Annotated in this window: 14 protein-coding genes; all 14 read left to right on the top strand. The window is 56.6% G+C overall.

Going from position 1 to position 26,373, the window contains the following annotated elements:
• The first annotated feature begins 248 nt into the window (after positions 1-248).
• The 14 genes from AC3Y2E_RS04865 to AC3Y2E_RS04800 all read left to right on the top strand — a co-directional run bounded on the left by AC3Y2E_RS04865 (position 249) and on the right by AC3Y2E_RS04800 (position 26,343).
• Positions 249-4,358 carry an immunoglobulin-like domain-containing protein gene (locus AC3Y2E_RS04865; RefSeq protein WP_379207730.1) on the top strand — a complete coding sequence of 1,370 codons (4,110 nt, stop codon included), beginning with the start codon at positions 249-251 and terminating at the stop codon, positions 4,356-4,358.
• 257 nt (positions 4,359-4,615) lie between these two features.
• On the top strand, positions 4,616-6,250 hold the full coding sequence (locus tag AC3Y2E_RS04860) for an extracellular solute-binding protein (protein ID WP_379207728.1): 1,635 nt from the start codon (positions 4,616-4,618) through the stop codon (positions 6,248-6,250).
• A 62-nt stretch (positions 6,251-6,312) separates the two neighbouring features.
• Positions 6,313-8,154, top strand: coding sequence for a sensor histidine kinase (locus AC3Y2E_RS04855; protein ID WP_379207726.1), 1,842 nt, complete (start codon positions 6,313-6,315; stop codon positions 8,152-8,154).
• 77 nt (positions 8,155-8,231) lie between these two features.
• Positions 8,232-9,851 carry a response regulator gene (locus AC3Y2E_RS04850; protein ID WP_379207723.1) on the top strand — a complete coding sequence of 540 codons (1,620 nt, stop codon included), beginning with the start codon at positions 8,232-8,234 and terminating at the stop codon, positions 9,849-9,851.
• A gap of 13 nt (positions 9,852-9,864) precedes the next feature.
• Positions 9,865-11,154, top strand: a complete 1,290-nt coding sequence (locus tag AC3Y2E_RS04845; RefSeq protein ID WP_379207721.1) for an ABC transporter substrate-binding protein — start codon at positions 9,865-9,867, stop codon at positions 11,152-11,154.
• Between the two features lie 157 nt (positions 11,155-11,311).
• Complete coding sequence (locus AC3Y2E_RS04840; protein WP_379207719.1) at positions 11,312-17,182, top strand: OmpL47-type beta-barrel domain-containing protein; 5,871 nt, start codon at positions 11,312-11,314, stop codon at positions 17,180-17,182.
• 254 nt (positions 17,183-17,436) lie between these two features.
• Entirely contained in the window at positions 17,437-18,468 is a 1,032-nt protein-coding gene (locus tag AC3Y2E_RS04835; protein WP_379207716.1) for an SGNH/GDSL hydrolase family protein, read from the top strand.
• 58 nt (positions 18,469-18,526) lie between these two features.
• The gene (locus AC3Y2E_RS04830; protein ID WP_379207714.1) at positions 18,527-19,708 is read left to right on the top strand and encodes a M20 metallopeptidase family protein; all 1,182 of its coding nucleotides are present in this window, start codon (positions 18,527-18,529) and stop codon (positions 19,706-19,708) included.
• A 239-nt stretch (positions 19,709-19,947) separates the two neighbouring features.
• A complete protein-coding gene (locus tag AC3Y2E_RS04825) occupies positions 19,948-20,724 on the top strand; it encodes a DeoR/GlpR family DNA-binding transcription regulator (protein ID WP_379207712.1) in 777 nt (258 codons plus the stop codon).
• Positions 20,725-20,879: 155 nt separating this feature from the next.
• Positions 20,880-21,689 carry a phosphonoacetaldehyde hydrolase gene (phnX, locus tag AC3Y2E_RS04820; protein ID WP_379207709.1) on the top strand — a complete coding sequence of 270 codons (810 nt, stop codon included), beginning with the start codon at positions 20,880-20,882 and terminating at the stop codon, positions 21,687-21,689.
• Entirely contained in the window at positions 21,686-22,828 is a 1,143-nt protein-coding gene (locus AC3Y2E_RS04815; RefSeq protein WP_379207707.1) for a phosphonoacetaldehyde reductase, read from the top strand. The genes phnX and AC3Y2E_RS04815 overlap by 4 nt, the downstream gene beginning before the upstream one ends.
• Positions 22,829-22,870: 42 nt before the next feature.
• Entirely contained in the window at positions 22,871-24,526 is a 1,656-nt protein-coding gene (locus AC3Y2E_RS04810; RefSeq protein WP_379207705.1) for an extracellular solute-binding protein, read from the top strand.
• Positions 24,527-24,545: 19 nt separating this feature from the next.
• Positions 24,546-25,436 carry an ABC transporter permease gene (locus tag AC3Y2E_RS04805; RefSeq protein ID WP_190932102.1) on the top strand — a complete coding sequence of 297 codons (891 nt, stop codon included), beginning with the start codon at positions 24,546-24,548 and terminating at the stop codon, positions 25,434-25,436.
• Between the two features lie 16 nt (positions 25,437-25,452).
• Positions 25,453-26,343, top strand: coding sequence for a carbohydrate ABC transporter permease (locus AC3Y2E_RS04800; protein WP_379207702.1), 891 nt, complete (start codon positions 25,453-25,455; stop codon positions 26,341-26,343).
• The last annotated feature ends 30 nt before the right edge of the window (positions 26,344-26,373 follow it).

Raw genomic sequence — 26,373 nt, 5'->3', positions numbered from 1 at the left:
GGTAAGGCGAACGTTCCCTCTTCGGGAAACGAGGCGGCCGAGGGCATTCCTGCTTTAGCGAAACGGAGAGCTCCTCCATACGAATACAATTCGTGCTAGAGAAGTCATCAAATTACCAACGGATGAAATGTTTTCGTCTATTGGATACGATGCGAATGATTCTATAATAGAATTTGTAAGCACTTTCATATGCAGCCTGGATTTATCAGATATCCTAACACCGCCTGGGATGCGAATAGGAGGTCGTGATGGCTTTGCAAAGGATGGCATGGAAGAAGCAATCGCTTGTTCTATTGTGTATGGTGCTGGTGATTACAATGTTAGGAGAAATGCCGGGTATGCTGCAAAAACGAGCAAACGCTTTCGCGCCAGGAGACCACGACTGGCATCTGGCCGGAGGACAGCTGCTGTTCAGCGGGCCGATCAACGCGCACGATGTGCTTGTGACTCCGCTGCAGTGGACGAGCGCACCGAATCAGATCGTGGCCGAGGCGGACATTACGCCGATGGAAAATGCGGGAAGCTCCTGGGCGCCGTCGCTGTTTCTGTACTGGAGCACGTCCAAGTGGGTATCCGTCGGGATTTCCGGAAACGCCAAATACAATACGAATCCGGGCGGGTATATCGGCACCGCTCCGTTAAAGACGACGTACCGGGTCCGCATCACATGGGACAACGGTACCGTCAAGCTGTGGGGAGGCCCCGCCGGAGCCGCGCCGGCCTTGCTGCATACCGCAGCGGCGCCGGAGTCCGGACCGCCGCCGTACTTGATTGTCGGCAAAGGATTCGGAGCGGCGACTACCTATACGCAGCCATTTCTCGCCAACGATTATACGGATGTGGGAGCGGCCGGCTACGTATACATTGATAATATATCGGTGCAAGCCGATAGTCAGACTACGTTTACCGAGACGTTCGAGAGCGGCATCGACCCGCTCCGCTGGCAGCTGTATACGTCGCCGGCCAGTATGCCGAATCCGCCCGTCGACCTGGAGGAGCTGTTCCCGAACTGGGTGGAGCCCGCGCAGCGCGGCGATATTTCGCCTCCGAAGGCGATCTACAAGGAGAACGATTGGATCGCGTACCGGGCGCGTTATGCGTCGGACGCTGCGTTCCGGACCTATGCAGACAGCCAGATCAACGCGCTGATCAGCCAGACGCAGCTCGTCATGGGCTACGACCAGAACCAGATCGCGAACATGATTCCGGAGACGACGCCGCTGGTCGATCTGTTCACGCCTTGCCCGATTCAACCGGAATACGGCTTTCCGCACGGGGTGTGGACATGGAGTCCGCTTGACCCGGATAAGGCGTATTGCGGCGGAGTCGCGTTTCCGAACGAGACTTATCCCGAAGAAGGCGTGATGACCGCTTATTGGGGCGGTCCGACTGTTCAGACCATTACATATTACAATCGGCAGTCGTACGACTTTGCCGGATTTCAATTGTCGCCCAGCTTCACGTCGTACATCCGGGCCAAAAAAGTCGCCTACATGTCCGATCAGGTCGGCAAAATCGCCCTGCTGTACCGGCTGACCGGCGACATCGCTTATGCGGAGCAGGCGAAGAAGATTTTGCTGCGGATGGCGGAGGTGTATCCCCGCTGGCTGCTGCACTCCGGGTACGGCGAATACGCGGATATGGACCCGAAGGACGCTGCCTTCGCGATCGGCCGGCTGCCCAGCTATGAGCTGACCGCACCGCCCAACGTGCCGAACCGGCAGCTCCATGCCGGCTACTGGATGGCCGGGAGAGGGATGGCGAACGGGATGGAGGGCTTGTTCATTCTGCCGCTCGTCACCGCTTACGATCTGATTCGCGACGCGGCTGCCGGTCCGGGCCTGCTTCTATCGGATGCGGACCGGCTGGCGGTCGAACGGGATCTGTTCCTCGAAGCTTCCACGTTGTTCGTGGCCGATCCGGCTTACAACAACAAGTCGATCTATAACCGTACGGCTGCCGCCGCAATCGGCGTATTGATCGGCGAGCCGGAGCTGGTACGGTTCGGCGCGGATGCGTTCGACAAGTTTTTGACCGACTGGTATAAGCCGGACGGAACGCCTGCCGAGACGGCGGCGTACGGGCTCCAGGTGCTGCAAACGATGTGGAAGCTTGGCGAGATCTTGAACGGATATTCCGACCCGGCCGGTTACGTGCCGCCTCCGGGACAGTCGCGGATCGACAACTACGAAGTGTATAGCCGCCCGGACTATCAAATGGTGTTCCGCGCGCTCGGCGATACCGTGCTGCCGTCGCTGAAATATCCGCCGATCGGCGATTCGTATACGACGAGCGCGCCATCCGGCCAGTTTTTGCTGATCGGGGCCAAACGAACGGGACTTCCGATCCTGCTCAGCATGCTGAAGAGCGGCCAGTTCCCGTACGGCGGCGTCGAGGCGCTGCTGTATTACCCGGACGGACTTGATGAAGCGGGGCCGATCGAGCTGCCCGATCTGCTGCTGCCGGACTGGAAGCTCGCCTACTTGCGCGGGGGTCCGAACAATCTGGACAGCGTCGCGCTGCTGAACGCCAGCGACTGGTACGGACACCGCCATCTGGACAGTCTGGACCTCACGTATTGGGCGAACGGCGGAGAATCGTTATCCGATATGGGGTATTTGTGGGATCATCCGCAGCAGGCGATGACCGTCCGCTCGGCAGCCCACAATCTCGTTATCGTCGATAAGAAAAATCAGCGGAGCAGCGGCAAGACCGGAAGTATCCGCTTGTATACGGGAGAAGGACCGGTCCATGCGGCGGAGGCGGAGTCGAACGCTTATGCGGAGACCGACATGTACCGCAGAACGGTCGTTCAGGTTCAAGGGCAGGATGATCCGGCGAAGCCGGAGTATGTAGTCGACTTCTTCCGCGTCCGCGGCGGCGCTTCGCACGATCTGATCGTTCACGCGCCTACGGACGGCGTCGTGACGGGCGGAATCCCGCTTCAGCCGGGCGGAGCGGGCGAGGTTAGCGCCTACGGACTGACTGGCGTGACGACCGCAGCGGCCGCAGGCGTATGGACGGCCGACTGGGCGAACAACGGGGGCGGAGCCAGGACGAAAGCATGGCAAGTTCCGTCGGCCGAAGAGGACGTTTACGTCGGGCAGGGCTGGGGACAAAGAGGGAAGGATGACGCGGGAGCCGAGCTGCCTTATCTCGTTCGCCACCGCGACCAATCGACAGAAGGAAGCACGTTCACGACTTTGTATGAATCGTACCGTGCGGCGCCTACTGTAGAGAACGTGGAGCCGCTTCTGCCGCAAGGCTGGACGGCAACCGTACAGACGCCGGTCGGGGTAAGCGTATACGGGGATGGCTGGCGCGACTACGTCGTCAGCGGGACCGGCAGCGGAGGCGCTCAGCCGCTGCAGCTGCTCCGGAACGGAGATGTGAACCCCGTTCAGTTCGCCGGACAGCTTGGTGTGTTGTCCTTCGGAGCGGACCCATCCGCAGCCGCAGCAGCCTGTAACATGAATGCGGTGTATTTGGCCGGAGAAGGGCGGATCGAGTATAACGGGGCGGGACTTGCGATCGCCGGCGGGCAAGGGAAGGAAGGGCAGATCGGCGGGGCGCAGACGGACGGCTTCACGGCAACCGCTCTGGTAGCGGGAGCGGAGCAGTGGATCGGCGGCATGGTTTATGTCAAGCGCGGAACCGTATGGACGGCGTACCCGGTCCTTGACGTTACCGTGCAGGACGGGAAAACGAAGTTCGTCACCTATGAAGCGCCGGACGGTTATCCGTTCCCTGGCGGAGAAGCATGGAAGCTCGTTCCATACGCCTATGCCGCGAAGTCGGAAGCCGGCGCTTGGAACATCGTATCGGTAGGCGGCGGCGCCGAGCTGCTGCTGCCGGACTGCGATCCGCCGGCGCTGACGCTGCTCGGCGCCAACCCGCTGACGGTAACCGTCGGGGCGCCTTACGCGGAACCCGGCGTCTCCGCCTGGGACGGCCGCGAAGGCGATCTGTCCTCGCAGGTGACTGTGACCGGCTCGATTTATACGCAGGCGGCCGGAACATACGCGCTGACGTACCGCGTGGCCGATACGTCGGGCAATGAAGCGACCGCGGTCAGGACCGTGCACGTCACGACCGGTCCGGACGTGATCGACCAGCGCATCAACGCCGGGGAGGCGGACGGCGATATCGTCCATTCGCTGGCCGTCAAGCTCCGCAACAGTTTGAAGCAGGCGGTGCATCAGCTGGAGAAGGGGGACCCGGGGAAGGTGGCCAAACATATCGGCGACTTCCGGAAACATCTCGACCGGAGCAGCACCCCCGGCGATATAAGCAGCGGCACGAAAAGCTGGCTGGAGCTCCAGACGGACGCCTTGCTGCAAATCTGGACGGGAGGGTGAGGGAGGGCGGAACGCCCTCTTCCTTCATGCAAGTCTTACCGGGCGTCATAAGAGGTTGTTCAAAAAGTCCGCTTTTGATCACGAAGCAGATCAGGAAGCGTACTCGACATCGAATATGGAATTCAGCCGGAACTTCCGGTGCTCACGTAGCCCACTACGCTCCGCTCCTCATTTCCTGGCTTCATCCCATCTTCTCGGTGCTGAAAACCGGACTTTTTGAGCACGCACTATAAGCGAAAAGGAATGGAGCTGATGAGATGAAGACGATAAAGATCGGTCTCGCAGGCTTATATACGATCGTTCTTCTGGGCAGCGGCTGCACCTCTTCCTTGCGTCCGGACAGCATACCCGGGGAGGGCGGGCTTGATGCCCGGGCGACCGGCGCGGAACTTGCGTCAGCGCAGGAGAAGCTCGTATTGAACTGGTTTGTCCACGGGGCCAACAGCGCGTCGCTGCCGTCCCGCGACAAAGACTTCGTCCGGCAGGCGATCGAACGCAAGTTTAATGTCGAATTAATCGTCGAACATATGCAGATGAGCAACGATTATACGAACCGGCTGAATCTGCGGCTGGCCGGGAGCGGAGCGCCGGATCTGTTCATGGTCGACGGGGGCGTGTCGAACAAATATATCATGGACCGGGTCGCGATGGATTTGACGGAGCTGGTGACGCCGCAGACGATGCCGAATTACTTTAAATACTGGATCACGGAGACGGAGCTGAAACGGTACCAGGTGCAGGATATGTTCCGCCGTGCGCCGGTCCCTTATCCGAAGCGGGCCTATATCTCCTATTACGTTCGCAAAGACTGGCTCGACAAGCTCGGATTGCCGATCCCGAAGACGTACGAGGATATGATCGAGACGATGAAGGCGTTCACGTTCAAAGATCCAGACGGCAACGGCAAGCAGGACACGTACGGCTTTACAACGGCGGGCGGCGGGTATACGGTTCCGATCGTGTTTCCCGAGTTTTACAAAAACGGAATATACGGCGGCCTTATGATGGAGAACGACATGTTCGTGGACGGCACGACGGACCCCCGGATGGAGCAGGTGTTTACCGATCTGCTGGAGACGATCCAGCTTGGGGTGATCGACAAAGACTGGTTTCTGCAAAAGTCCGGCGAAGACATCAACAAAGCGGTTCAGGGAAAAGTCGGCATCGTGATCTCCGGCGGCGCCATGGCGGCGTATGACCATGCGACCTGGTCCATCCAGTACCGGACGAAGGAAGTGCTGAGGCAGGCCGGCAAACCGGAGGAAGCGGCCAAGGTCGATTGGCAGCCGTTCCATCCTTGGGCGGATACGGGGGTGGCGACGATGACGCTGCCCGGGGCCCCGTTCATGTTCAGCTCCAAAACGACGATCGAGAAAGCGAAGCGGTCGATTCAAATTCTTGACTGGCTCGCAAGCGAGGAAGGGTTCATGCTGACGCGATTCGGAATCGAGGGCGTCCATTACACGAGAGACGGCAATAAAATCACAATTGATCCGGTCGCGACCAAACGGGACATTGCCGACAACGGATACTTTTTAGCCGTGTATAGCTTCTTCTCTCAGGGCGATGCGCAGACGTTAGGCTTGGAGGTCATTCAGCCGGATGAGACCGAGCGCGACCGGAAAATTTTCGAGAAAATATCGTCGTATGTATTCAAACCGTCGATCGGCACGAACGTAGCCCCGCCGACCGGGCTCGATATCAGCTCGTTCCGCAAGGAGATGTGGAGGTATCAGGCCAGGGTGCTGTTCGAGGACAAAAGTGCGGCGAACTGGCCGAAATACCGCCAGGAGCTGATGACGACGCACCGAGGCAAAGACATATTCGAAGCCTACGCCCGGCAAATGAGCGAAGCTTTTGGCCGTACGATCGGCTTCCGGGCGGAGCCGTGACGGCCGCGCCGTTACCCCGATAATCGCACATGCAGACACACCATAACGGGAGGCGGGCGCACATGAGACTGCTGTATGCAATACGCGATGCCTATCGGAAGTCGACCCAGCTGAGGCTGACCTCATATTTCATGGCGATCCTGATTCCGCTGGTCGCGGTGAGTCTGTACGCCAATGTCCAGTCCCAGCGCATCCTCAACGAGCAGGTAGGCGAACGGACGCTGGCGGCGCTGCGCTCGACGATGGCCCACATCGATCTTACGCTGCAAAACGTCGAGGAGCTGTCGGTTCTGACCGCCACCGATTACAACATGAATCAGCAGCTCCGGCACCAGGACGTCGATTCGCCGGCCGAAGCGACGATCGATTTTCAGAAAGTGCTGTTCAGCCTGACCAATATGAACGCGGTGAACACGATGCTGACGCAAATCTCGATTTACCATGCGAGGTCTGGGCTCATCTTCTCGTCCCGGTACGGCGTCCGGCGTCTGGAGGAATACCGCAGCGAAGCTTGGTACACGCGGACGGTCGAGGCCGGCGGCGACAGCGTCTGGATGATTCCCGACCGCAATATGTATGTTGGAGGGGAGCGGGAGGTCGACCCCATCTTCAACGAGGACAGCGTCACGCTGCTGCGCCTGATGGATCAGCTCGACAGTCCAGTCAGACAAAATATATTGATGATGACGATCGGCAAGGAAAAGTTTCTGAACGTGATCCAGAATTTGACCGCCTCGACTCCGTCCAGCCGGGTGCTGCTGCTCGACCGGTACGATAATCGGATCGTCGGCTCCGATCGGGAAGAGAGTATCGCGGAGATTCGGGCCACGGAAAACCGGGAAGGCGTGATGATCCCGACCGGCGACGACGGAGACAGCTTATCGATGCGGGTGCGCTCGAAGTCTTCGGGCTGGTCGCTCGTGCTCGTACAGCCGGAGAAAGCGATATATGCAAAGTCGAACAAGGTGCGCCAGTTCACCTATCTGATCGCGATCGTGAGCGTGCTGCTGGCGCTGCTCATCTCATGGGGCGTGTACCGCGGCATTGCGGCTCCGCTGCTCAAGCTGGCTTACGGGATCAAGCAGATCCGGCTCGGCAATCTGAACGCCCGGCTGTCCGCGAGCCGTCCCGACGAATTCGGTTTTTTGAACCGTTCGTTCAACGAGATGGCCGAAGAACAGCAGCACCTGATCGAGAATATTTATAAACAGCAGCTGTATACGGCAAAGACGGATTTGAAGTTTCTCCAATCGCAGATCAACCCGCATTTTTTGTACAACACGCTCGATTCGATCTATTGGACGGCCAAAAATTACGATGCCGAAGAAATCAGCGAGATGGTCGTTCATCTGTCCCACTTTTTCCGGCTCAGTCTGGGGGAGGGGCGGGATATTTTTACCGTCGAGGAAACGATCGAGCATCTTCAATATTATTTGCAGGTGCAGCAGATCCGGTATACGAACCACTTCTCGGTCAAGTTCGACGTAGATCCGGAGACGCTGCAAATTCCGATCCTGAAGCTGCTGCTCCAGCCGCTCGTCGAAAACGCCATTCTGCACGGCCTGGAGAAAAAGCCGGAAGGGGGAGAGCTGTATGTGGGCGCCCGGATCGAAGGCGCTTACTTGCGACTGGAAGTGAAGGATGACGGGGTGGGCATCGATCCGGAACGGTTGTCGTTTATTAACGGCGAACTGAATAAGATTACATACAAAGACGTACTGCGAGTGACAAACGCCGGAAGCGAGTCTGTCGACCTGTACGGATTATCCAACGTTAAAGCGAGGGTCATGCTGTTTTACGGAGAAGACGCGCGAATTCGCATCGAAAGCGAGGAGACGGCCGGAACGGCGGTGACGATCTGGATACCGCTTGAGAAGATGCATGCGCTTGCAGCAGGCATGTAGCGGGCGTACGTCCGCCCCCGCTGCGCCGGTCGAACAAACCCGGACGAAAGTCCGACACAACAAGGAGCGTGCCGCCGATGAACCTGATGGTCGTAGAGGACGAAGCCAAGCTGAGGGAAAATATCGTATCGGGTATCCCGTGGGAGCGGCACGGCATTGAAGTGGTAGGCGCCGCCGCAAGCGGACGCGAAGCGCTGCAGCTGTTCGACGAGACCAAGCCGGATATCGTCCTGCTCGATATCCGGATTCCCGAGCCGGACGGTCTCGTCGTCGCGGCGACGGTCAGCGAGCGGAATCCCCGGGTCAAAATCGTGCTGCTGAGCGGACACGACAACTTCCGGTATGCGCAGAAGGCGATTGACGTTAATGTGGTCAAGTACCTGCTGAAGCCGGCCCGGGATACCGAGATTTTAAGCGCGGTGCTCGAAGCGAGGAAGCGGATCGAAGAAGCCCGCGAGTCGACGCATACACTGGAGGAGCTGCGCCGGAAGTGGAACGAGCACGCTCCGCGGCTCCAGGAGCTGTTTTATCAAAATTGGGTGGCCGGCACTTATTCCGGCTGGGAGGTGGATAAACAAAGCGAAGATCTGACGATCGACCTGTCCGGCGTCACCCGGTATGCGGCCGCCGTAGTCGAGCCCGACCCGCTGCGGGAAGGAGATACCCGTTACGGCGAACGGGACGGCTCGCTGCTGCAATATTCCGTTACGGTCATCGCCAAAGACTACTTCGCCGAAAAACCGGGACAGCTGGACTGCAAAGTGTTCCCCGACTACCGCGGCTCGACCGTTCTGCTGTTTTTGAACCGGGGCGAGCGGACGGAGGAGCAGTTTGTCGCCGAAATTCAATTGTTGACATCCAGATTGCTGACGATGATTAAAGAGTACTTAAAAACGACGGCCAGTGCCGGGATCGGTCTAGTTACCGCGGACCCGGAAGGCGTGAGCAAATCGTACCAGCAGGCGAACAAAGCGCTGCAGGAGAGGATCGTCTACGGCGACGACTTGGTCGTGCCGTACCGCGAAGGGAAGCAGTCGCATCTGTGCATCCCCGCAGCGCCGCCGCTGGAGAAGCAGCTCGAGAACGCCCTGGAGACGGGCAACCGGGAGAAGGCGCTGGAGACGGTTGACCGGCTGATTGAGGAAGGAATCGGTCAGGCTGCGACTGTCGAGGAGGTGCACGAGAACGTGCTTTATTTCAGCAGTCTTCTCGTCCGTACCGTTCATGCCCAAGGATGGCCGATGAAGGAGGTGGCAGGCGACACGTACGATACGTTTCAGGATTTGCGTTCGCTGCATACGAAGGAGCAGATCCGGCAATGGCTGCACGGCACGATCCGCGCGATAACCGACTATGCCAGCAAGCGCAACAGCGTCAAGCTGCATGATATCGTCCGTTCGATGCTGGAGGCGGTCGAGAAGGACATTCATCGCGACCTGACGCTGCACGTGCTGGCGAGGAAGCTGTTTTTGACTCCGTCTTATTTGTCCCGGCTGTTCAAGCAGCATACGGGGCAGGCGTTCTCCGACTATGTGCTGGAGAGGAAGATGAAACGCGCCATGGAACTGCTCGAAAGCGGGGCGAAGGTGCTCGAGACGTCGGCCGCGATCGGCTACCGCGACGTCAGTTATTTTACGAAAGTGTTCCGCAAGCATTGGGGCATGACGCCCGGGGAAATCAAAAAAACGAATGGTTAAGGGGGACATACCGATGTTCGCAACGGCAAGAAAAAAATATGCCTGGATGATGGTATCCGTATCCGTCATGCTGCTCGCCGCAAGCTGTTCCGGCAAATCGAATGAACCGGCGGCAACTGAGAAAAAACCGATCGACATGCATATGTTCAGCGCCAGCGGCGGAGGAGCCGAATGGTTCGAGAATACGTACGGCAAATTTCTTCGCGAGAAGTTCCCGCATATTACGTTCAAAGTGTATTACCCGACCGACATTTCCATCGCAGACTACGTGGCTACCTCCAAGGATCCGCTTGATATCGTATTCGGAGCTTATACGACCTTCCATACTTCGATTCTGAACATGAATCTGCAAAACGACATCTCCGATCTGATCAAACGCGACAAATACGATCTGAACAAGCTAGAGCCGACTGTAGTCGAGCTCCAGCGCCAGCTGGCAGGCGGCGGCATTTACGGGCTGCCCGCTTTCATAGGCACGTCGGGGTTGTATTACAACAAGGATCTGTTCGACAAATTCGCCGTGCCGTATCCGAAGGACGGCATGACCTGGGACGAAGTGTACGATCTGGCGGTGAAGCTGACGAGGCAGGACGGGGGGACGCAGTACTACGGATTCGCCAACGACAATTATTCCTATATACAGGTAAATCAGCTGTCTCTTGATCTCATCGATCCGAAAACGCACAAAGCGAGCTTTAATACCGACGAGTGGAAACGGGTCGTGCAGATGATGACGAAGTTTATGAGCATTCCGGGCGTCGATATCGCTCAGGCTACGGTCGCTAACTTTAATACGAAGGGTACGGTGGCGATGGCGACCAACTATACCGGCTGCTGCGGATTCACCCCGGGCGATGCGGTCAAAAACTGGGGCGTCGTGCGGATTCCGGATTTCCCGGATAAGCGCAACATAGGCCCGCAGGTATTCCCGAACTACTGGTTTATGAGCTCTACGAGCAAGCAGCGCGACGCGGCGTTCGAAGTAATCAAATATGTCGCATCCGAGGAATTCCAAATCTCGCTGAACTCGCGCGGACTGGCGACGGCGTTGAAAGATACGAAGCTGCATGAGAAGTACGGGCAGGATCTGCCGAAGTACCAAGGACGCAACATGTCGGTTCTGTTCCCGAAACCGCATGCGAAAATGTCCAACATTACCGAGTATCAAATTGTGGCGGCGCAGAAGCTGAACGCCGCGCTTACGCAAATCGTCAAAGACGGCAAAGACGTCAATACGGCGATCCGCGAAGCGGCGGAGGCGGCTGATAAAGATATTCAGGCGGCCAAGGCGAGCAAGAAATAAACAGCACCCGGATTCGTGCAAGCTTCCCGGCGCAGGTTGCGGCCGGGGAGCCTTTGCACGGGCGGGGAAGGAAACCGGAGAAGGAAGGCGGAGAAGGACGGCAACTGGAACGAAGCAGGGAAACCATCTGAACAACGAAAGGTTAGGTGGTACGGGTATGAAACGATTCGTTCGCAGGTCGGTCCTGCGAACCGTCGCGCTGGTGATGGCGGCGGTCCTGGTGTTAGGCGCTGTGCCGTTCGTTCCGGGACAGACGGTTAAGGCCGAGGAGATTGCGGTACTGGAACCGGAAGCGGGAATGGAGACGCAAGTTGAAGTTGGAGCTGAAGCTGAACCTCAACCTGACCCTGAAGTTGAAGCAGAAGCAGTAACGGGAATTGAAGCGGAAGTTGAAGCGATTACGATGGAGGAAGCGGGGGACATGATGAGCATACAGCAAGCGCCCGAACTCCCGAACGGCGGATTCGAGGAGATCGCGGCCGGGCGGCCCGCCGGGTGGAGCTACATAAGCGGAGGCGTCGAATCTTCCACCGCCCAGGTGCGCGGGGGAGCCTACAGCGTGAAGCTGACCGATACCAGCTCGGCCAGCTCGACCGGGCTGCGCAGCGCCAAAATGCCGGCAACGGCCGGTCAGACGTATGAAGCGAGCGTGTATTCGTATAACCTCGAAGGCGTTTCCCAGCTTTATCTGGAATATTGGGACGCAAGCAATAACTACACGCAAATTTATATCGGCAGCAATTCTTCGCTGAACGGGTGGGGCCGCATCCAAGTGTCCGGCGTCGCCCCGGCCGGGACGGTTGCCGTAAGTCTCCGATTATATCTGCATGTGGCGAACACAGGGTCCGCCTATTTCGACGACGCCTCCTTCAGTCAAGTGCTGACCGGTCCGCAGCCGGGACTGCTGAACGGCGGACTGGAGGAAGTCGATAACGGCCGCCCGAAATATTGGGAGATGGCGGCTACGGCCCAATTGTCCACCGAGCAGAAGCGGTCCGGCACCTACAGCGTCAAAATCAACGACCCGACCAGCACGGCCGGCGTTACGGTCCGGAGCCACCGGATCGCCGTCACGGCGGGACAGCGGTACGAATCGACCGTATGGTCGTACAATCTGCAGGGCGTGTCCCAGTTGTACCTGGAGTTTTGGGATGCGAACAACAACTATACGACGATTTTGACCGGAACCAACGATACGCTCAATGCCTGGAAACAAATCCGGGTGGAGGGACTAGCGCCGGAAGGAACGACTCAGGCGGCCGTCCGGTTTTATTTGCACAGCGCGAATATCGGAACGGCATACTTCGACGATGCGACGTTCCGCGAGTCGCCTGCCGTCCCGGTGCCGCAGCTGCAGAACGGGAGCTTCGAGCAGGTGGTGCAGAATAAGCCGGTCGGCTGGAAAGGGGTAAACCGCGACGTTCAACTGTCCGGCGATCAGACGAAAGACGGCGTGAACAGCGCGAAGATCGCGTATTCCGGCAGCGGAGCCGTCCCCGGCGTACGAAGCCATCCGGTAGCCGTAACGCCCGGAGAGCGGTATGACGGCACGATCCATGTCTATACGACTTCAGGCGTTCCGGCGCTTCATCTGGATTATTGGGATGCGGACGAAACGCTGCTCGCCTCGGCAGCGGCCGAAGGCACGGGCGCCGGAACGTGGGAGCCGCTGACCGCGGGCGGCATCGCGCCGGCCGGGGCGAAAAGCGTGACGCTCCGTCTGACGATGAACGCCTCGCAGGCCGGAGAAGCTTACTTCGACGACGCCCTGCTGCGCCGTGCGGATACGGCCGTCAACGCCAAAACGCGCACGACTTATTACACGCCGGCCAAAGTGACGGCTGCCCGGAGCAACGTGTTGCAGTACAACTGGGCGGCAACCTTGAAGGACGGGGCCGTCGCCCGGGCCGACAAATATACGGTCAAAGGGCTCGATTTCCTATGGAACCTCGTAACCGGACCTAACCTGCCGCGCAGTTACGGCGTCAACCAGACGATCGGCAGTCCGATTACCGGCAGGCAGATCGATCAATACGGCAACTATCCGTACAAGGCCGATCCAATTAACGACCCGTGGAAAATCGTCGATCCGAGCAGCGGCTACAAATTCCCGACGAACGACTTCGGCGCGTACTATGAGAGCGGACTGGACGATCACGGCATTTTCCAGCCAAGTCTGGCCGACCGCAGCCTGCTGGTCAACACGCTGTATCCGGAGAAAGGTCCGGATTGGGGCGTCGACGACGGTTTCGGCTGGGTCGACGAGAACGGCCACCGCTATACGTTTATCGCCTATTACAATCACTGGTTCGTCTGGTACGGGAGCGGCATGATTCAGGATGCGATGCAAGGACTCCGCGACGCTTACCTGTACACCGGAGACGTCAAATACGCGCGGGCCGGATCGGTGCTGCTCGACCGGGTGGCCGACGTCTACCCCGAGATGGATACGATGAAGCATGACAAAACCGTCTTCCTCAATTCTCACGGGGGCACGGGGCTCGGATACGCCGTCGGCTCGATCTGGGAGACCGGGCTGGTGAAAGATTTTATATCGGCCTATGACGCGTTTTTCCCGGCGATGAACGACACCCAGCTGACTTCGTTTCTGGAAGGGAAGCGAAATCTGTATAAGCTGATCAACAGCAAAAGCACCGGTGCGGGCATCAAACGGAACATCGAGGACGGCATCCTCCGCGAAGTGTTCCCGGGCGTGAAGGCGGCGCGAATCCGCGGCAACGACGGCATGCACCAAAGCGCGCTGGCGATGGCCGCGGTCGTGTACGACACGCTGCCCCAGACGAAAGAATGGCTTGACTTTACGTTCCAGTCGGGCGGCAATGTGGCGAGTCCTCCGGGCGTATCGGGCGGCAACATCCTGAACTCGCTGATCAGTGTCGTCGACCGCGACGGCAACGGGAACGAAGCGTCGCCGGGCTACAACATGCTCTGGCTGTCGACCCATCAGCTGACGGCGGACATTCTGGAAGGCTACGATCTGTACCCGGAAGCCGATTTGTATGAAAACGTCAAGTTCCGCAAAATGTTCTCGGCCTTTTACCCGCTCATCTTAAGCGAGAAATATACGGCGAATATCGGGGATACCGGTTCGACCGGCAACCCGAGCATCTCGGTGAAGCTGACCGACATGGTGAAGGCGTTCTACAAGTTCGGAGACCCGGTTTATGCGCAGATGGCCTATTTCCTGAACAACAACCGCGCAGACGGCATCCATCTGGACGTATTCTCAGCCGATCCGAACGCGATAGCGGAGCAGATCCGCAGCGTGATCGCCCTGCACGGCCCGCTTAATCTGGGCAGCGACAATTTGACGGGCTACGGCTTCGCCGCCCTTCGCGACGGGGCCAATGTGTTCAACAGCTTCGGACTGTCGTACGGATTCCCTTCGATGGATATCGCGTACCAGAATACCGACGTGAAGCTGTTCGAAGCTTCGGGAACGGTGCAATTGGAAGCGAACAATCCCGGTGCCGACATTACGTTTGAATTTACCGTGACGAAGGCGGACGATTACGAGATCGATCTGCTGCCGTTCAAGGCGCCGACTTACGGGATCTACCGCATCTCGGTCGACGGGCAGCCGATGATGGACATGGACTTTTACGGTTCCAACTCGAACGACTTCATCGCGCTCGGCCGGAAGCAGCTGTCCGTCGGCACGCATCAGATCCGCTTCGAGAATATCGGCAAAAACGCCGCCTCCGGCAACTACAAGATGGGCGTCCGCAACTTGAACTTGCTTGACGAATCGGCCCGCCAGCAGCGTGACCAGGCGGGGGTTCAGGCGAACACGCTGCGCGATTTCTGGATGTACTACGGACGGAACACCGGACACGGCCACCGCGATACGCTGAACCTGGGCGTTCACGCATTCGGGCTTGATCTGTCCCCGGATCTCGGTTATCCCGAATTCGCCGACAGCATCGACATGCACCGCGCACAGTGGGTGATTAATACGATCAGCCACAATACGGTCGTGGTCGACAAAAAGAAGCAGCTGGCGCAGTTCGTAGCCGAACCGAAACACTTCGACGACGGCGGCATGGTGAAGCTGATCGACGTCGAAGCGCCGAAAGTATACACGCAGACCGATCTGTACAAACGGACGACCGCGATGATCAAAATCGACGACGCCAACTCGTATGCGGTCGACTTTTTCCGGGTGAAGGGCGGCAGCGACCACTATTTCAGCTTCCACGGAGCGGAAGGAACGGCAACCGCCGAGGGGCTTCAGCTCGTCCAGCAGCCTACGGGCACCTATGCCGGTCCGGATGTCGAATACGGCCAGCGGGTCGATGACGTGGCAGGTCCCGGCTATATGGGCAGCGGATTTCATTATTTAAAAAACGTATCGCGGGATACGAGTCCGGCAGACACGTTCAGCATCGACTGGAAAGTAGTCGACACGTGGAAGGTGCTGCCGGCCCCGGCCGATATCCATCTGCGCCTGACGATGCTCGGACAGGTGGACGATGTGGCGCTGGCGGACGGCGTTCCGCCGCAGAACAAGCCGGGCAATCCGAAGACGCTTCGTTATATGGTCGCCCACCGGAACGGGACCAATCTCGACAGCCTGTTCACCTCGGTGATCGAGCCGTACAAGGACAACCGCACGATCGCTTCGATCGTACCGGCTGCGGTGAAGGCGGGAGGCCAGCCGGTAGACGGCAACGACGTCAAAGCGGTGAAAGTGACGCTGGCAAACGGCCGCGTCGATTACATCGTCAACGCCTTAAATACGACTGTCGAATATACGATCGACGACAAGCTGCGGTTTAAAGGGTTTATGGGCGTTTATTCCGAACAGAACGGCCAAGAGGTATACCGCTACGTGCATGACGGCTCGTATATGGCGCCGGTCGGCGAGAATGCACCGGATGCTGCCGGAGCGCTGCAGGGCACGGTGGTTACCTTCACGAAGACGCCGTCCGTTCAAAACGAGATCATTGTCGAGATGGACTTGACGGGCGCAACTCTGGAGCAATTGACGGGCAAAACGATCTATGTCGCAAGCGACGGCGTCCGCAACGCGGCTTATCGGATTCAAGGCGCAGCGTCACTCGGCTCCGGGCGGTATAAGCTCGACATCGGGGATATTACGCCGATCCGCTCGTTTGCGGATGCGTACGATTTCAGCAAAGGTTATATCTACGATATGGCCGAAGGCGCCGCCTTCCGGATTCCGCTGACGAGGGCGTTATATCAGGTGCAGACCGTCGCGGCCGTGACGGGACAGCGACATCAGGGCTGGTATACGTCGGAAGCGACCGTCTCGCTCAGCGTATACGGCATGGCCGGCAGCGTCAGCTCGTCGGTGTACAGTCTCGATGGCGGGACCAACTGGCAGACGTATCATACGCCGTTCGTATTAAGCGATAGCGGCACTCATGTCGTCCAGTTCCGTTCGACGGACGCTGCCGGCAACGCCGAACCGGTCCAATCTGTAACCGTTCCTGTAGACCGGCTGGCTCCGGTTACGCAGGCGCAGACGAGCGCGGAAGCGGGGGTGGGGGGCTGGTACGCTTCGCCGGTATCTGTGGCGCTGACGGCCTCCGACGCGCATTCCGGAGTAGCAAGGACGGAATATGCGTTGTCGGTAACGGGGAGCACTTATGGGCAGCAGAGCGGCTTCCAGCTTTACACCGGACCGATTGTGCTGCAGGACGGCAGCCATGTGCTCCAATTCCGCTCCGTTGATATGGCCGGGAACACGGAAGAGCTGCAAACGGTTGAGGTGAACGTAGTCACGCTGGACGGAATGAGCGCGAAGGTGGATTCGTACGCCGGCAGCGGCCATATTCAGGCCACGTTTGCCTCCCAGCTAAGCTACAGGCTTTCGATTATTAAACTGCTCGTCAGTCAAGGCTCCATGCAGACGGCGATCGACTATATGAACGATTTTCTGGCTTATATACGCGATCCGTCCGTGCAGCAGCAAGGCCTGCTGTCCGGTAGAGCGCTGGGGGATCTGGTCAGCAGCGCCCAGCATTGGATTCATGGGAACTGACTGAGACGGTAATGTGAAGTGGGGCGATTGACTTGGCGGACAGCCGGTCAGTCGCCTCTTTTTTTGCTATTCGGCGTCCTGGAACGCGGATAATTGTCAAGGGCTGTTAGCGTCCGCGCATACGAGCCGGCATGGGAAGACGGTGCCGGAAAACACAGACTGATTCCAGTAGAGGAAAATTATTGGTTGCGCATGCGCCCCTTAGTCTGTACATTTAATAGTGGGAATTGACGATGGAGAGGGGACAAATACGAATGCTGCGAACGATTGAACTTCAACATGCGCTGTTTCAGGGCGCGGTATCTTTGGAGCCTGTAGAAGGCGGGATCAAGCCGTGGAGAATCCCGTACAAGGATTATGTGTTGTATCCGCCGAACGGAATTAACAAAACGTCGGAAATATCGGCGGGGGTCCGCTTGCGGTTCGCCACCGATTCGGCCGTGATCCGGATCGAGCTGGCTCCTGTGCTGGCGGCCGTCGAGCTGGACCTCGTCATCGGCGGAACAATAATACAGACGTGCAAGCTGGCGCAGGGGGATTCGCTCGCGGTTTTTGAAGGGCTGCCGGGGCAAGACAAAGTTGTCGAGGTGTATGTGCCGCAAAAAACGGCGACGATCGTGAAAGCGGTTGCGATCGAGGAAGGAGCGGATTTCCGCATTCCCGGGGACACCCGCCCCAAATGGATCGCGTACGGCAGCTCGATTACGCAGTGCAACGGGGCGTTCAGCCCGGCGCAGACATGGCCGGCTATCGTCGCGCGCCGTTTCGGCCTGCATCTGACCAGCCTCGGCTTCTCCGGCAACTGTCACCTGGAGCCGATGGTCGCCCGCCTGATCCGGGATCTGGACGCAGACATCATCTCGTTGTGTCTCGGCATTAACGTTTATGGTGGAAGCAGCTTGAACAGCCGGACGTTCCAGGCGGCGGCGATCGGCTTCGTGCAGCTCATTCGCGAGAAGCATCCGGACAAGCCGATCGCCGTCATGTCGCCGATCTGGTCGCCACCGAGAGAAACTGCGAAAAATACGGCCGGGTTTACGCTTTGCGAGATGCGGGAGCAGATCAAGGAGGCGGTCGGGTTTATGGCGTCGCTGGGAGACGACCGGCTGCATTATGTGGACGGGTTGACCATATTCGACGATCAATTGGCCGAGCATCTGCCCGATCAGCTTCATCCGAACGGTAAAGGTTATGCGATCATGGGAGAAAACTACGGAACGACCGTCATGGAGCCGCTGCTGGCCCGTTACGGACTGTTACGCGGCCAGGAGGCCGTAAAGCCGTAACGTTGTTGGGGCAATCAAGATCATGCCGTCCGTCAACCGGACATGGAGGGACGTACCGATGAGCACATCCGAACTTGTTATGGAGCAAGCACGGCGGTTCGAAGCCGATTTGATCGCCATTAGGCGCGAGCTGCACCGGTTTCCCGAGCTGAGCTTCGAGGAATCCCGGACAGCCGCCGCGGTAGCGGCAGAGCTGACCCGGCTCGGCCTGGAACCGAGAACCGGCGTCGGCGGTCATGGCGTCGTTGCCGACCTGAAGGGCGGACGGGAAGGGCCTCTGATCGCCTTGCGCGCCGATATGGACGCCTTGCCGGTGACGGAGGAGACCGGGCTGCCGTTCAGCTCCGAACATCCCGGCGTTATGCATGCATGCGGCCACGATGTCCATACGTCGGTTCTCATTGGAGCTGCGAGGATTTTAACGGAACACCGGGCTGAGCTGAGCGGTACGGTGCGGTTTATTTTCCAGTCCGCCGAGGAAATACTGGCCGGGGCTAAGGCTATGATCGAGCAAGGAGTTATGGCCGGAGTCGATGAGATCTACGGGCTCCACAATCTGCCCTCGCTGCCTGCCGGAACCGTATCGGTCAAGCCGGGGGTGCTGATGGGCTCCATCGATCGTCTGGAGATCCGGATCGAAGGCAAGGGCGGGCACGGCGGCTACCCGCATTCCTGTATCGACCCGATCGTCGCCGCATCGGCTGTCGTGATGGCACTGCAGACAGCGGTAAGCCGGGAGATTCCGCCTACCCGGGGGGCGGTAGTCACGATCGGTACGATTCATGCCGGTACGGCCAACAATATTATTCCGGATACGGTGGAGCTGACCGGCACGGTGCGCAACCTCGACAACGAGTGGAGAGAGAAGATGCCGGGGATCGTCGAGCGTATTGTCGCAGATACTTGCAAAGCTTACCGGTGCGAAGCGAAAGTAACGTATATCCGGCAAGTTCCGCCGGTGATGAACGACGAGACGTGCACCCGGCATGTCGTGGAGGCCGCCGACCGGCTGATCGGCAGAGAGAATCGCTACGAGCCGGATCCGATGACGTACGGGGAAGATTTCGCGGAATATACCGAGTTCGCCAACGGTTGCTTCTTTTGGCTGGGCTCGGGTCCCCGGTCCGGCGCGGACGAGGCGGCGGGACTCCACAGTCCGAGATTTAATCCGGATGAGAGCTGCATCGGCCTAGGTGCGGCTATGCTGGCGGAGATTACGCTGCAGCGGTTGTCTACCTGATCCGCAAAATCGTCAAACAGGCATAAGCGGGAAGCCACTCCCTTCCTGCCAATCATTAAAGAGAGCTTCCGCCAGCGGCGACGCCGGACGGGCGGAGCTCTCTTTTTGTTTTTCATGCCGCCAATTGTTGATTTATTATATGATTGTCCCACGGAACGTTTACGAAAGCAGCGTTTTTTGATACGATTTAGGCGTGAAACAAGCAAAAAGCCGCAATAAACGGCAGGGAGGCTCCTCGGATGTTAGTTCAGGAAAGACATAAATTAATCATTATGGAGTTGGAGTCCAAAGGCAACGTATCGGTAACCGAATTGAAATCGCTCTTGCAGGTTTCGCTCGATACCGTCCGCAGAGACTTGGCCCAATTGGAGAGCCTCGGAAAGCTTCAAAGGGTGCACGGCGGTGCGACATCCAAAAATAATGTCGTAACCAATCAAGCGTATCTTCAAAGGAAAATCTCCCTAATCGACAGAAAACAGGAACTGGCCGGATATGCCGTTGAACGGATTAAGGAAAATCAGGCGGTCTGCCTCAATGCGGGAACGACCAATATAGAAGTGGCCAAAAAGCTGGCGGCCCGGTTCGAACGGCTGACGATCATAAGCAACTCCTTGAAAGTAGTGGAATGTCTCGCACATAAGAAGGGATTTACGGTCATCCTGCTCGGCGGAATTCTGAATCACGACGAATATTCGCTGCACGGAAGGTCGATTGAAAACGAAATCGCTGGCTTCAATATCGACGTATCGTTCATTAGCATCAATGCCATCTCGCTGGAAAAAGGGTTGACGGATTTCAGGCAAGGGGAGTCGGATGTGATCAATGCGATGATCCGCAGCTCCAGACAATCGGTCGTGGTGGCCGATTCCAGCAAGTTTGAAACGGTATCGTACCTGAATATTTGCAGCCTGAAGCAGATCGATGCCATCGTTACGGACAGTCAGATGGATGATACGCTGCGCGAGCAGTATATAGAAAACGGGGTTTCGATCGTGAACGCTTATCCAAACGGATAAGCGTTTTTTTATGCTTTGTTCACTTGATAAAACAGCAAAACAAAGCAATATCATGTAAATTATTTGTAAAATAACGCAAAAGTTATTGAATCGTCAAAGAATAGAGCTTATACTCAAGCTGCAACTCACCCAAACAGACAAGAGGAGTTATTAAAATGACTAGTAAAATCCGGGCTGTAGTATTGGATTGGGCGGGAACGGTAATCGATTATGGTTGTTTTGCGCCGATGGAAGCTTTTATGAATTCGTTTGAGAGTGCGGGGGTTCCCATACGGGTAGAAGAAGCGAGAGCTCCGATGGGATTGAAGAAGCGGGATCACATTCAAGCCCTGTTAAGTATGGAACGGGTCAAGCAAGCATGGATTCGTCAATATGGCGGAGAAGCGACCTTGTCCGATGTCGAGCGGTTGTACGAGTCTTTCGAATCTCTGCTGATGAAATCTTTGGCGAATTTCACCGACCCCATCCCCGGAGTCGTTGAAACGATTGCCAGACTTAGAAGCTCGGGCATCCAAATCGGGTCTTCCACGGGTTATACGAAGACGATGATGCAAGTGGTGGCGCCGCAAGCCAAAAGCAAAGGATACGAGCCGGACTTTCGCATCGCCTCCGATGAAGTCAAAGCGGCGAGACCGTATCCCTACATGATCTATCGAAATATGGAGGAGCTCGGCGTGATGTCGGTTCGAACCGTCGTCAAGGTTGGAGATACGGTAGCGGATGTGCTGGAGGGAAAACATGCGGGCGTTTGGACGGTTGCCGTCGTTAAAGGGAGCAGCGAGCTTGGACTCACGCAAGAGGAGGTCCGGACGATGGAACCGTCGGAGCTGGCAATTCGGATGGAGGAAGTGCGCGGCAGATTCGAACAAACGGGTGCGGATGCTGTAGTCGACTCGATCGCAGAGCTTCCGGACATCGTCGAGAAATTGAATCTTCGATTGAAGGAAGAGGGGTTGCACGCGTGAGTACGTTTTATAACCCGGTCGCGGTTTATTGCGGCAACGAGTCTGTGGCGCCGTTTTTAACGGATCTTACCAAGCGGCTTGCACCGGGGGCAGACCGGATCCTGCTGTTGACTCGAGGTGGCGGCGTCGAAGGCAGCCCCTGTCTTGCTTCTCTATACAACTGGCTGCAAGGATACAACGTGACGAGCATAGAAATCCGGATCGCCAATCCTGACGTTACTGACATCTGGGAGTTAAAGAACCGGCTGGAGGGGACGGATTATCAGCTCGTGATCGCCATCGGCGGCGGCAGTGTCATGGACGTCGCGAAGGTACTTTCCGCTTTTCAAGGCATCTCACTGGAGACGAAGGATGCGCTCAGGGAAGCGGTCATCGACAAAAGCTACCGAAAACAGGAACGTTATGCGCCCTGGATCGGCATACCGACCACATCGGGGACGGGCTCGGAAGTAACAAGCTGGGCCACCATCTGGGATGAAGAAAGGGGAGTGAAGTACTCCGTTGACGATCCGCGGTTGTACGCCTGTGCAGCCATAATTTTGCCCGAGCTTGCCGCTTCTATGCCGCTGAAGCTAAGCGTGTCTACCGCTCTCGATGCGCTTAGTCATGCGGTGGAAGCGTACTGGTCGGTTCGCACGAACCCGATTACAAGGCTTTACTCGCTGCAAGCGATCGAACGGATCATGGAGGCGCTCCCGCAGTTGAAGGAAGATCCGGCGAGCGAAAAGCTGAGGGAGCAGCTGGCGTATGCGAGCCTGTACGCCGGACTGGCATTCAGTAATACGAGAACGACGGCTTGTCACTCCATCTCTTACCCTTTGACGATGCTGTATGGGATCGAGCACGGTATAGCGACGAGTATTACGATAGGCTCCATATTATCCCTCAATAAGGAAAGATTAATAGAACCTCACAGACTGCTAAAGGCGTTTTGCGCGGATTCCGTGGAGGACGTTCAACATATTATTTTTGATATCTATAAGCTTTATGGGATTCCAACCCGCCTTCGGGATTACGGCGTCACTGCCGACAGCACCGGTGAGATTGTGAAGCGGGCGTACACAAAAGGACGAATGGACAACAATCCGATCGAAATGACCGAGCAGGACGTACATGATGTGCTTCAAACGTTGTTGTAAAGCTGATTCCAATTCACTGTACCTATAATGGGAGGATTCGAAATGAAAACGGTCAAAAAGAGCGTTTCCCTGTTGGTGTTGTCATCTCTTGTATTCACTGCGGCTTGCAGCAGCAAGACGGACGGTCCGGATAGCGGCAAGGATACGAAACCGGTCAACCTGGGCAAGTATGAAGAGCCCGTAACGATGAACATCGGCTACGTGATGAATCAGGATAGCAAATGGCCGTCAGGCTCGAACGATTCGTTTACGGACAATCGTTATACCCGCTGGTTTGAGGAGAATTTGAACATCAAGTTTAACTATGCGTTTCAAATTCCGGGCGGAGGTTACGACCAGAAAGTCAATCTGCTGATCTCGGGCAACGACATTCCCGATTTTATGCGCGTGAACGAGGCGCAGTTCAAGCTGCTGGCGGAATCGGATATGCTGGAAGATTTGACGAACGTGTACGAGAGCTATGCTTCGCCGCTTCTAAAAGAAGTGATTGGCGGATTCGGCAACCAACTGACGAACCGGGTGTCTTCTAACGGCAAGCTGCTCGGCATTCCTTCAACCATTCCGGCCCACGACAGCGACCCGGTCGTATGGATCCGCAAAGACTGGCTGGACAAAGTCGGAATCAACCTGCCGCTCGGCATCACGATCGATGATGTCGAGAAAGTTGCAAAAGCGTTTATCGAACAAGATCCGGATCAAAACGGAGTAAAAGATACGTACGGTATCATGAGTACCTCCAATTTTGTGACGAATTCTACCGGCAATAACTCGCTGGACGCCTACTTCACTTCTCTCCGGGCTTATCCGAAATTTTGGACGAAGGACAAAAACGGCGATATTGTCTACGGTTCGACGACTAGCGAGACGAAGCAGGCACTGGGTAAATTGCGCGAATGGTATGCGGCAGGGCTGATCGACAAAGAATTCGGAACGATTAAACCCGACCAGTTTGCCAAAGGAAACAGTGCGGGTAAAGCGGGTATCTCGACGGGAGCCACCTGGTCGCCGATGAGCGCATTGGCCGACTCGGTCAAGAACGATCCGAAAGCGGAATGGAAAGCGCATATGATCTTGTCGCAGGACGGCAACTATTATCCGAGACAGCCCGACCCGCTAGGTACGATCTATGTCGTCAAAAAAGGCGCCAAACATCCGGAAGCGCTGCTGAAAATGATCAATGTAGCCGCCGAGATTGATAACAACCGGCCGAATTCCCCGCAGCTGTATGCGGACAGTCCCGGTACGAACTGGAACGTGCGCCCGATGCAGGCGACCTACCGGCTGAAAACTACGCTTAAAGATCGTTTTCAAAGGTTTCAAGATACAGCGGCCGGTAAGCTGAAAAAAGCGGATCTCCCTCCGGCCGATGTCAGCATATTCGACAATTACAGCAAAGGCTGGGATGCTATTAAAAGCGTTCCGCAGGATTGGGCTTACACGGCTTACCAGTTCTTAGGCGGTCAAATTGTACTGGATCCACGCAACAAGGAAGTGTACAGCCAATTTTACGGCAGCACCAAAACGATGGAACTGAAGTGGGCGAATTTGACCAAGCTGGAGAATGAAGCCTTTGTCCAGATCATTACCGGCAACAAGCCGCTTGAGTACTTCGACACCTTCGTCTCGGAATGGAACAAACAAGGCGGAGACGAGATTACGCAAGAAGTCCGGAAAGCGGCGAAAGGCTCGGGCACTTGATGCGGGGCGGTGAACGCGGATGAGAAACTGGAACGTACAATGGAATTATCATGCGATGCTGCTCCCGGGCATGGCGATACTGGCGGTATTCAGCTTTTATCCGATGTTCGGTGCGGTGATCGCGTTCAAAAAGTTTCTTCCGGCCAAGGGGATTTGGGGATCCCCTTGGGTCGGTCTGGACAATATTTTATTCATGTTCCAAATATCGGACAGCAAGATCATTTTCTTCAACACGATCTATATTGCCGTTATGAAAATCATTGCCGGTCTGATTGTGCCTATCCTGTTTGCGCTCCTATTGAATGAAATCCGGAACCGCCACTTGAAACGCTGGGTTCAAACGATCGTTTACTTGCCGCATTTCATGTCGTGGGTGCTGTTATCCGTCATTTTGCTTAACCTGTTGTCGCTCAAGGGTATCGTCAATCAAGTGATCGCGTTTTTCGGCTTCGAGCCGATCCTGTTTTTCGGCAGCAATACGTGGTTCCCGCTCGTTCTGGTCGGCAGCGACGTATGGAAAGATTTCGGGTTCTCGGCCATCGTGTATTTAGCCGCTCTTACTGCGATTAATCCGGCGCTGTATGAGGCGGCGGATATCGACGGCGCCACCCGATGGGACAAGCTGGTTCATGTGACGTTACCGTCGATTACCCCCACGATAGTTCTGCTGACCACACTGTCGTTAGGGAACGTCCTGAACGCCGGATTCGAGCAAATCCTGAACATGTACAACCCGCTAGTCTATGCTTCAGGCGATGTAATCGACACGTATGTGTACCGGGTCGGTTTGGTTCAGATGCAGTACGGAATCGCCAGCGCAGTCGGTCTGATGAAATCGCTGGTCAGCTTTGTACTCATCGTGATGTCCTATTTGTTGGCTGCTCGTTTTGCAAACTACCGGATATTCTAGAGAGCGGGGAGATCCTTTGATTGTCCACAGCAATAGGCTAGGCACAAAAATCACGGATACGGCCATTATCATTATCGTAGTTCTTATTGCGTTTCTGTCGTTATTTCCAATCTTAAATACGGTGTCGGTATCCTTAAGCGATAAGGCCGCCGTTACTTCGGGTGCAGTGACTTTATTTCCGATTGGGTTCAGCTTTTATAACTATCTAACTTTGATGCAGGATACGCAGTTTTTTCAATCGTTCATCGTTTCCCTGCAGAGAGTATTGCTGGGCGGAGCTTTGCAGTTTCTGATCACGGTGCTAATGGCTTTTCCTCTATCGAGGGACAACAGCAAGTTTAGAGGACGGAACGTGTACATGTGGGCGGTTGTGTTTGCGATGATCTTTTCCGGTGGCCTGATCCCATGGTATTTGACGGTAAAAGCGGTCGGACTGATCGACACGATCTGGGCTCTCGTTCTACCAGGAGCGGTTCCGGTGTTTAATGTCATCCTGCTGATGAACTTTTTCCGCAGCTTACCAAAAGAACTGGATGAAGCTTCGGCGATGGACGGAGCCGGACCGTGGTACTTGCTGCTGAACATCTACATTCCTCTCTCGCTTCCGGCACTTGCGACCGTGACTTTGTTCAGTGTCGTCGGGCATTGGAACGCTTTTTTCGACGGCCTGCTGCTGATCCATTCTCCGGAAAAAATGCCGCTGCAAACGTATATCAACTCCTTCCTGCTTCAGCCGGCTCAGTTGGAAGGACTCGATCCGGAGCAGTTGAAGATTATGATGCAAACGTCCGACCAAGGACTGAATGCCGCTAAAGTCATGGTCAGCATGATTCCGATCCTACTCATCTATCCGTTGCTGCAGCGGTATTTTATACACGGTATAGTACTTGGTTCGGTAAAAGAATAACGATCCTCGGGGAGGACGGTGAAGATAAGG

The sequence above is a fragment of the Paenibacillus sp. MAH-35 genome, assembly GCF_058135425.1.
This window is presented reverse-complemented; position numbering and strand designations above follow the sequence as displayed.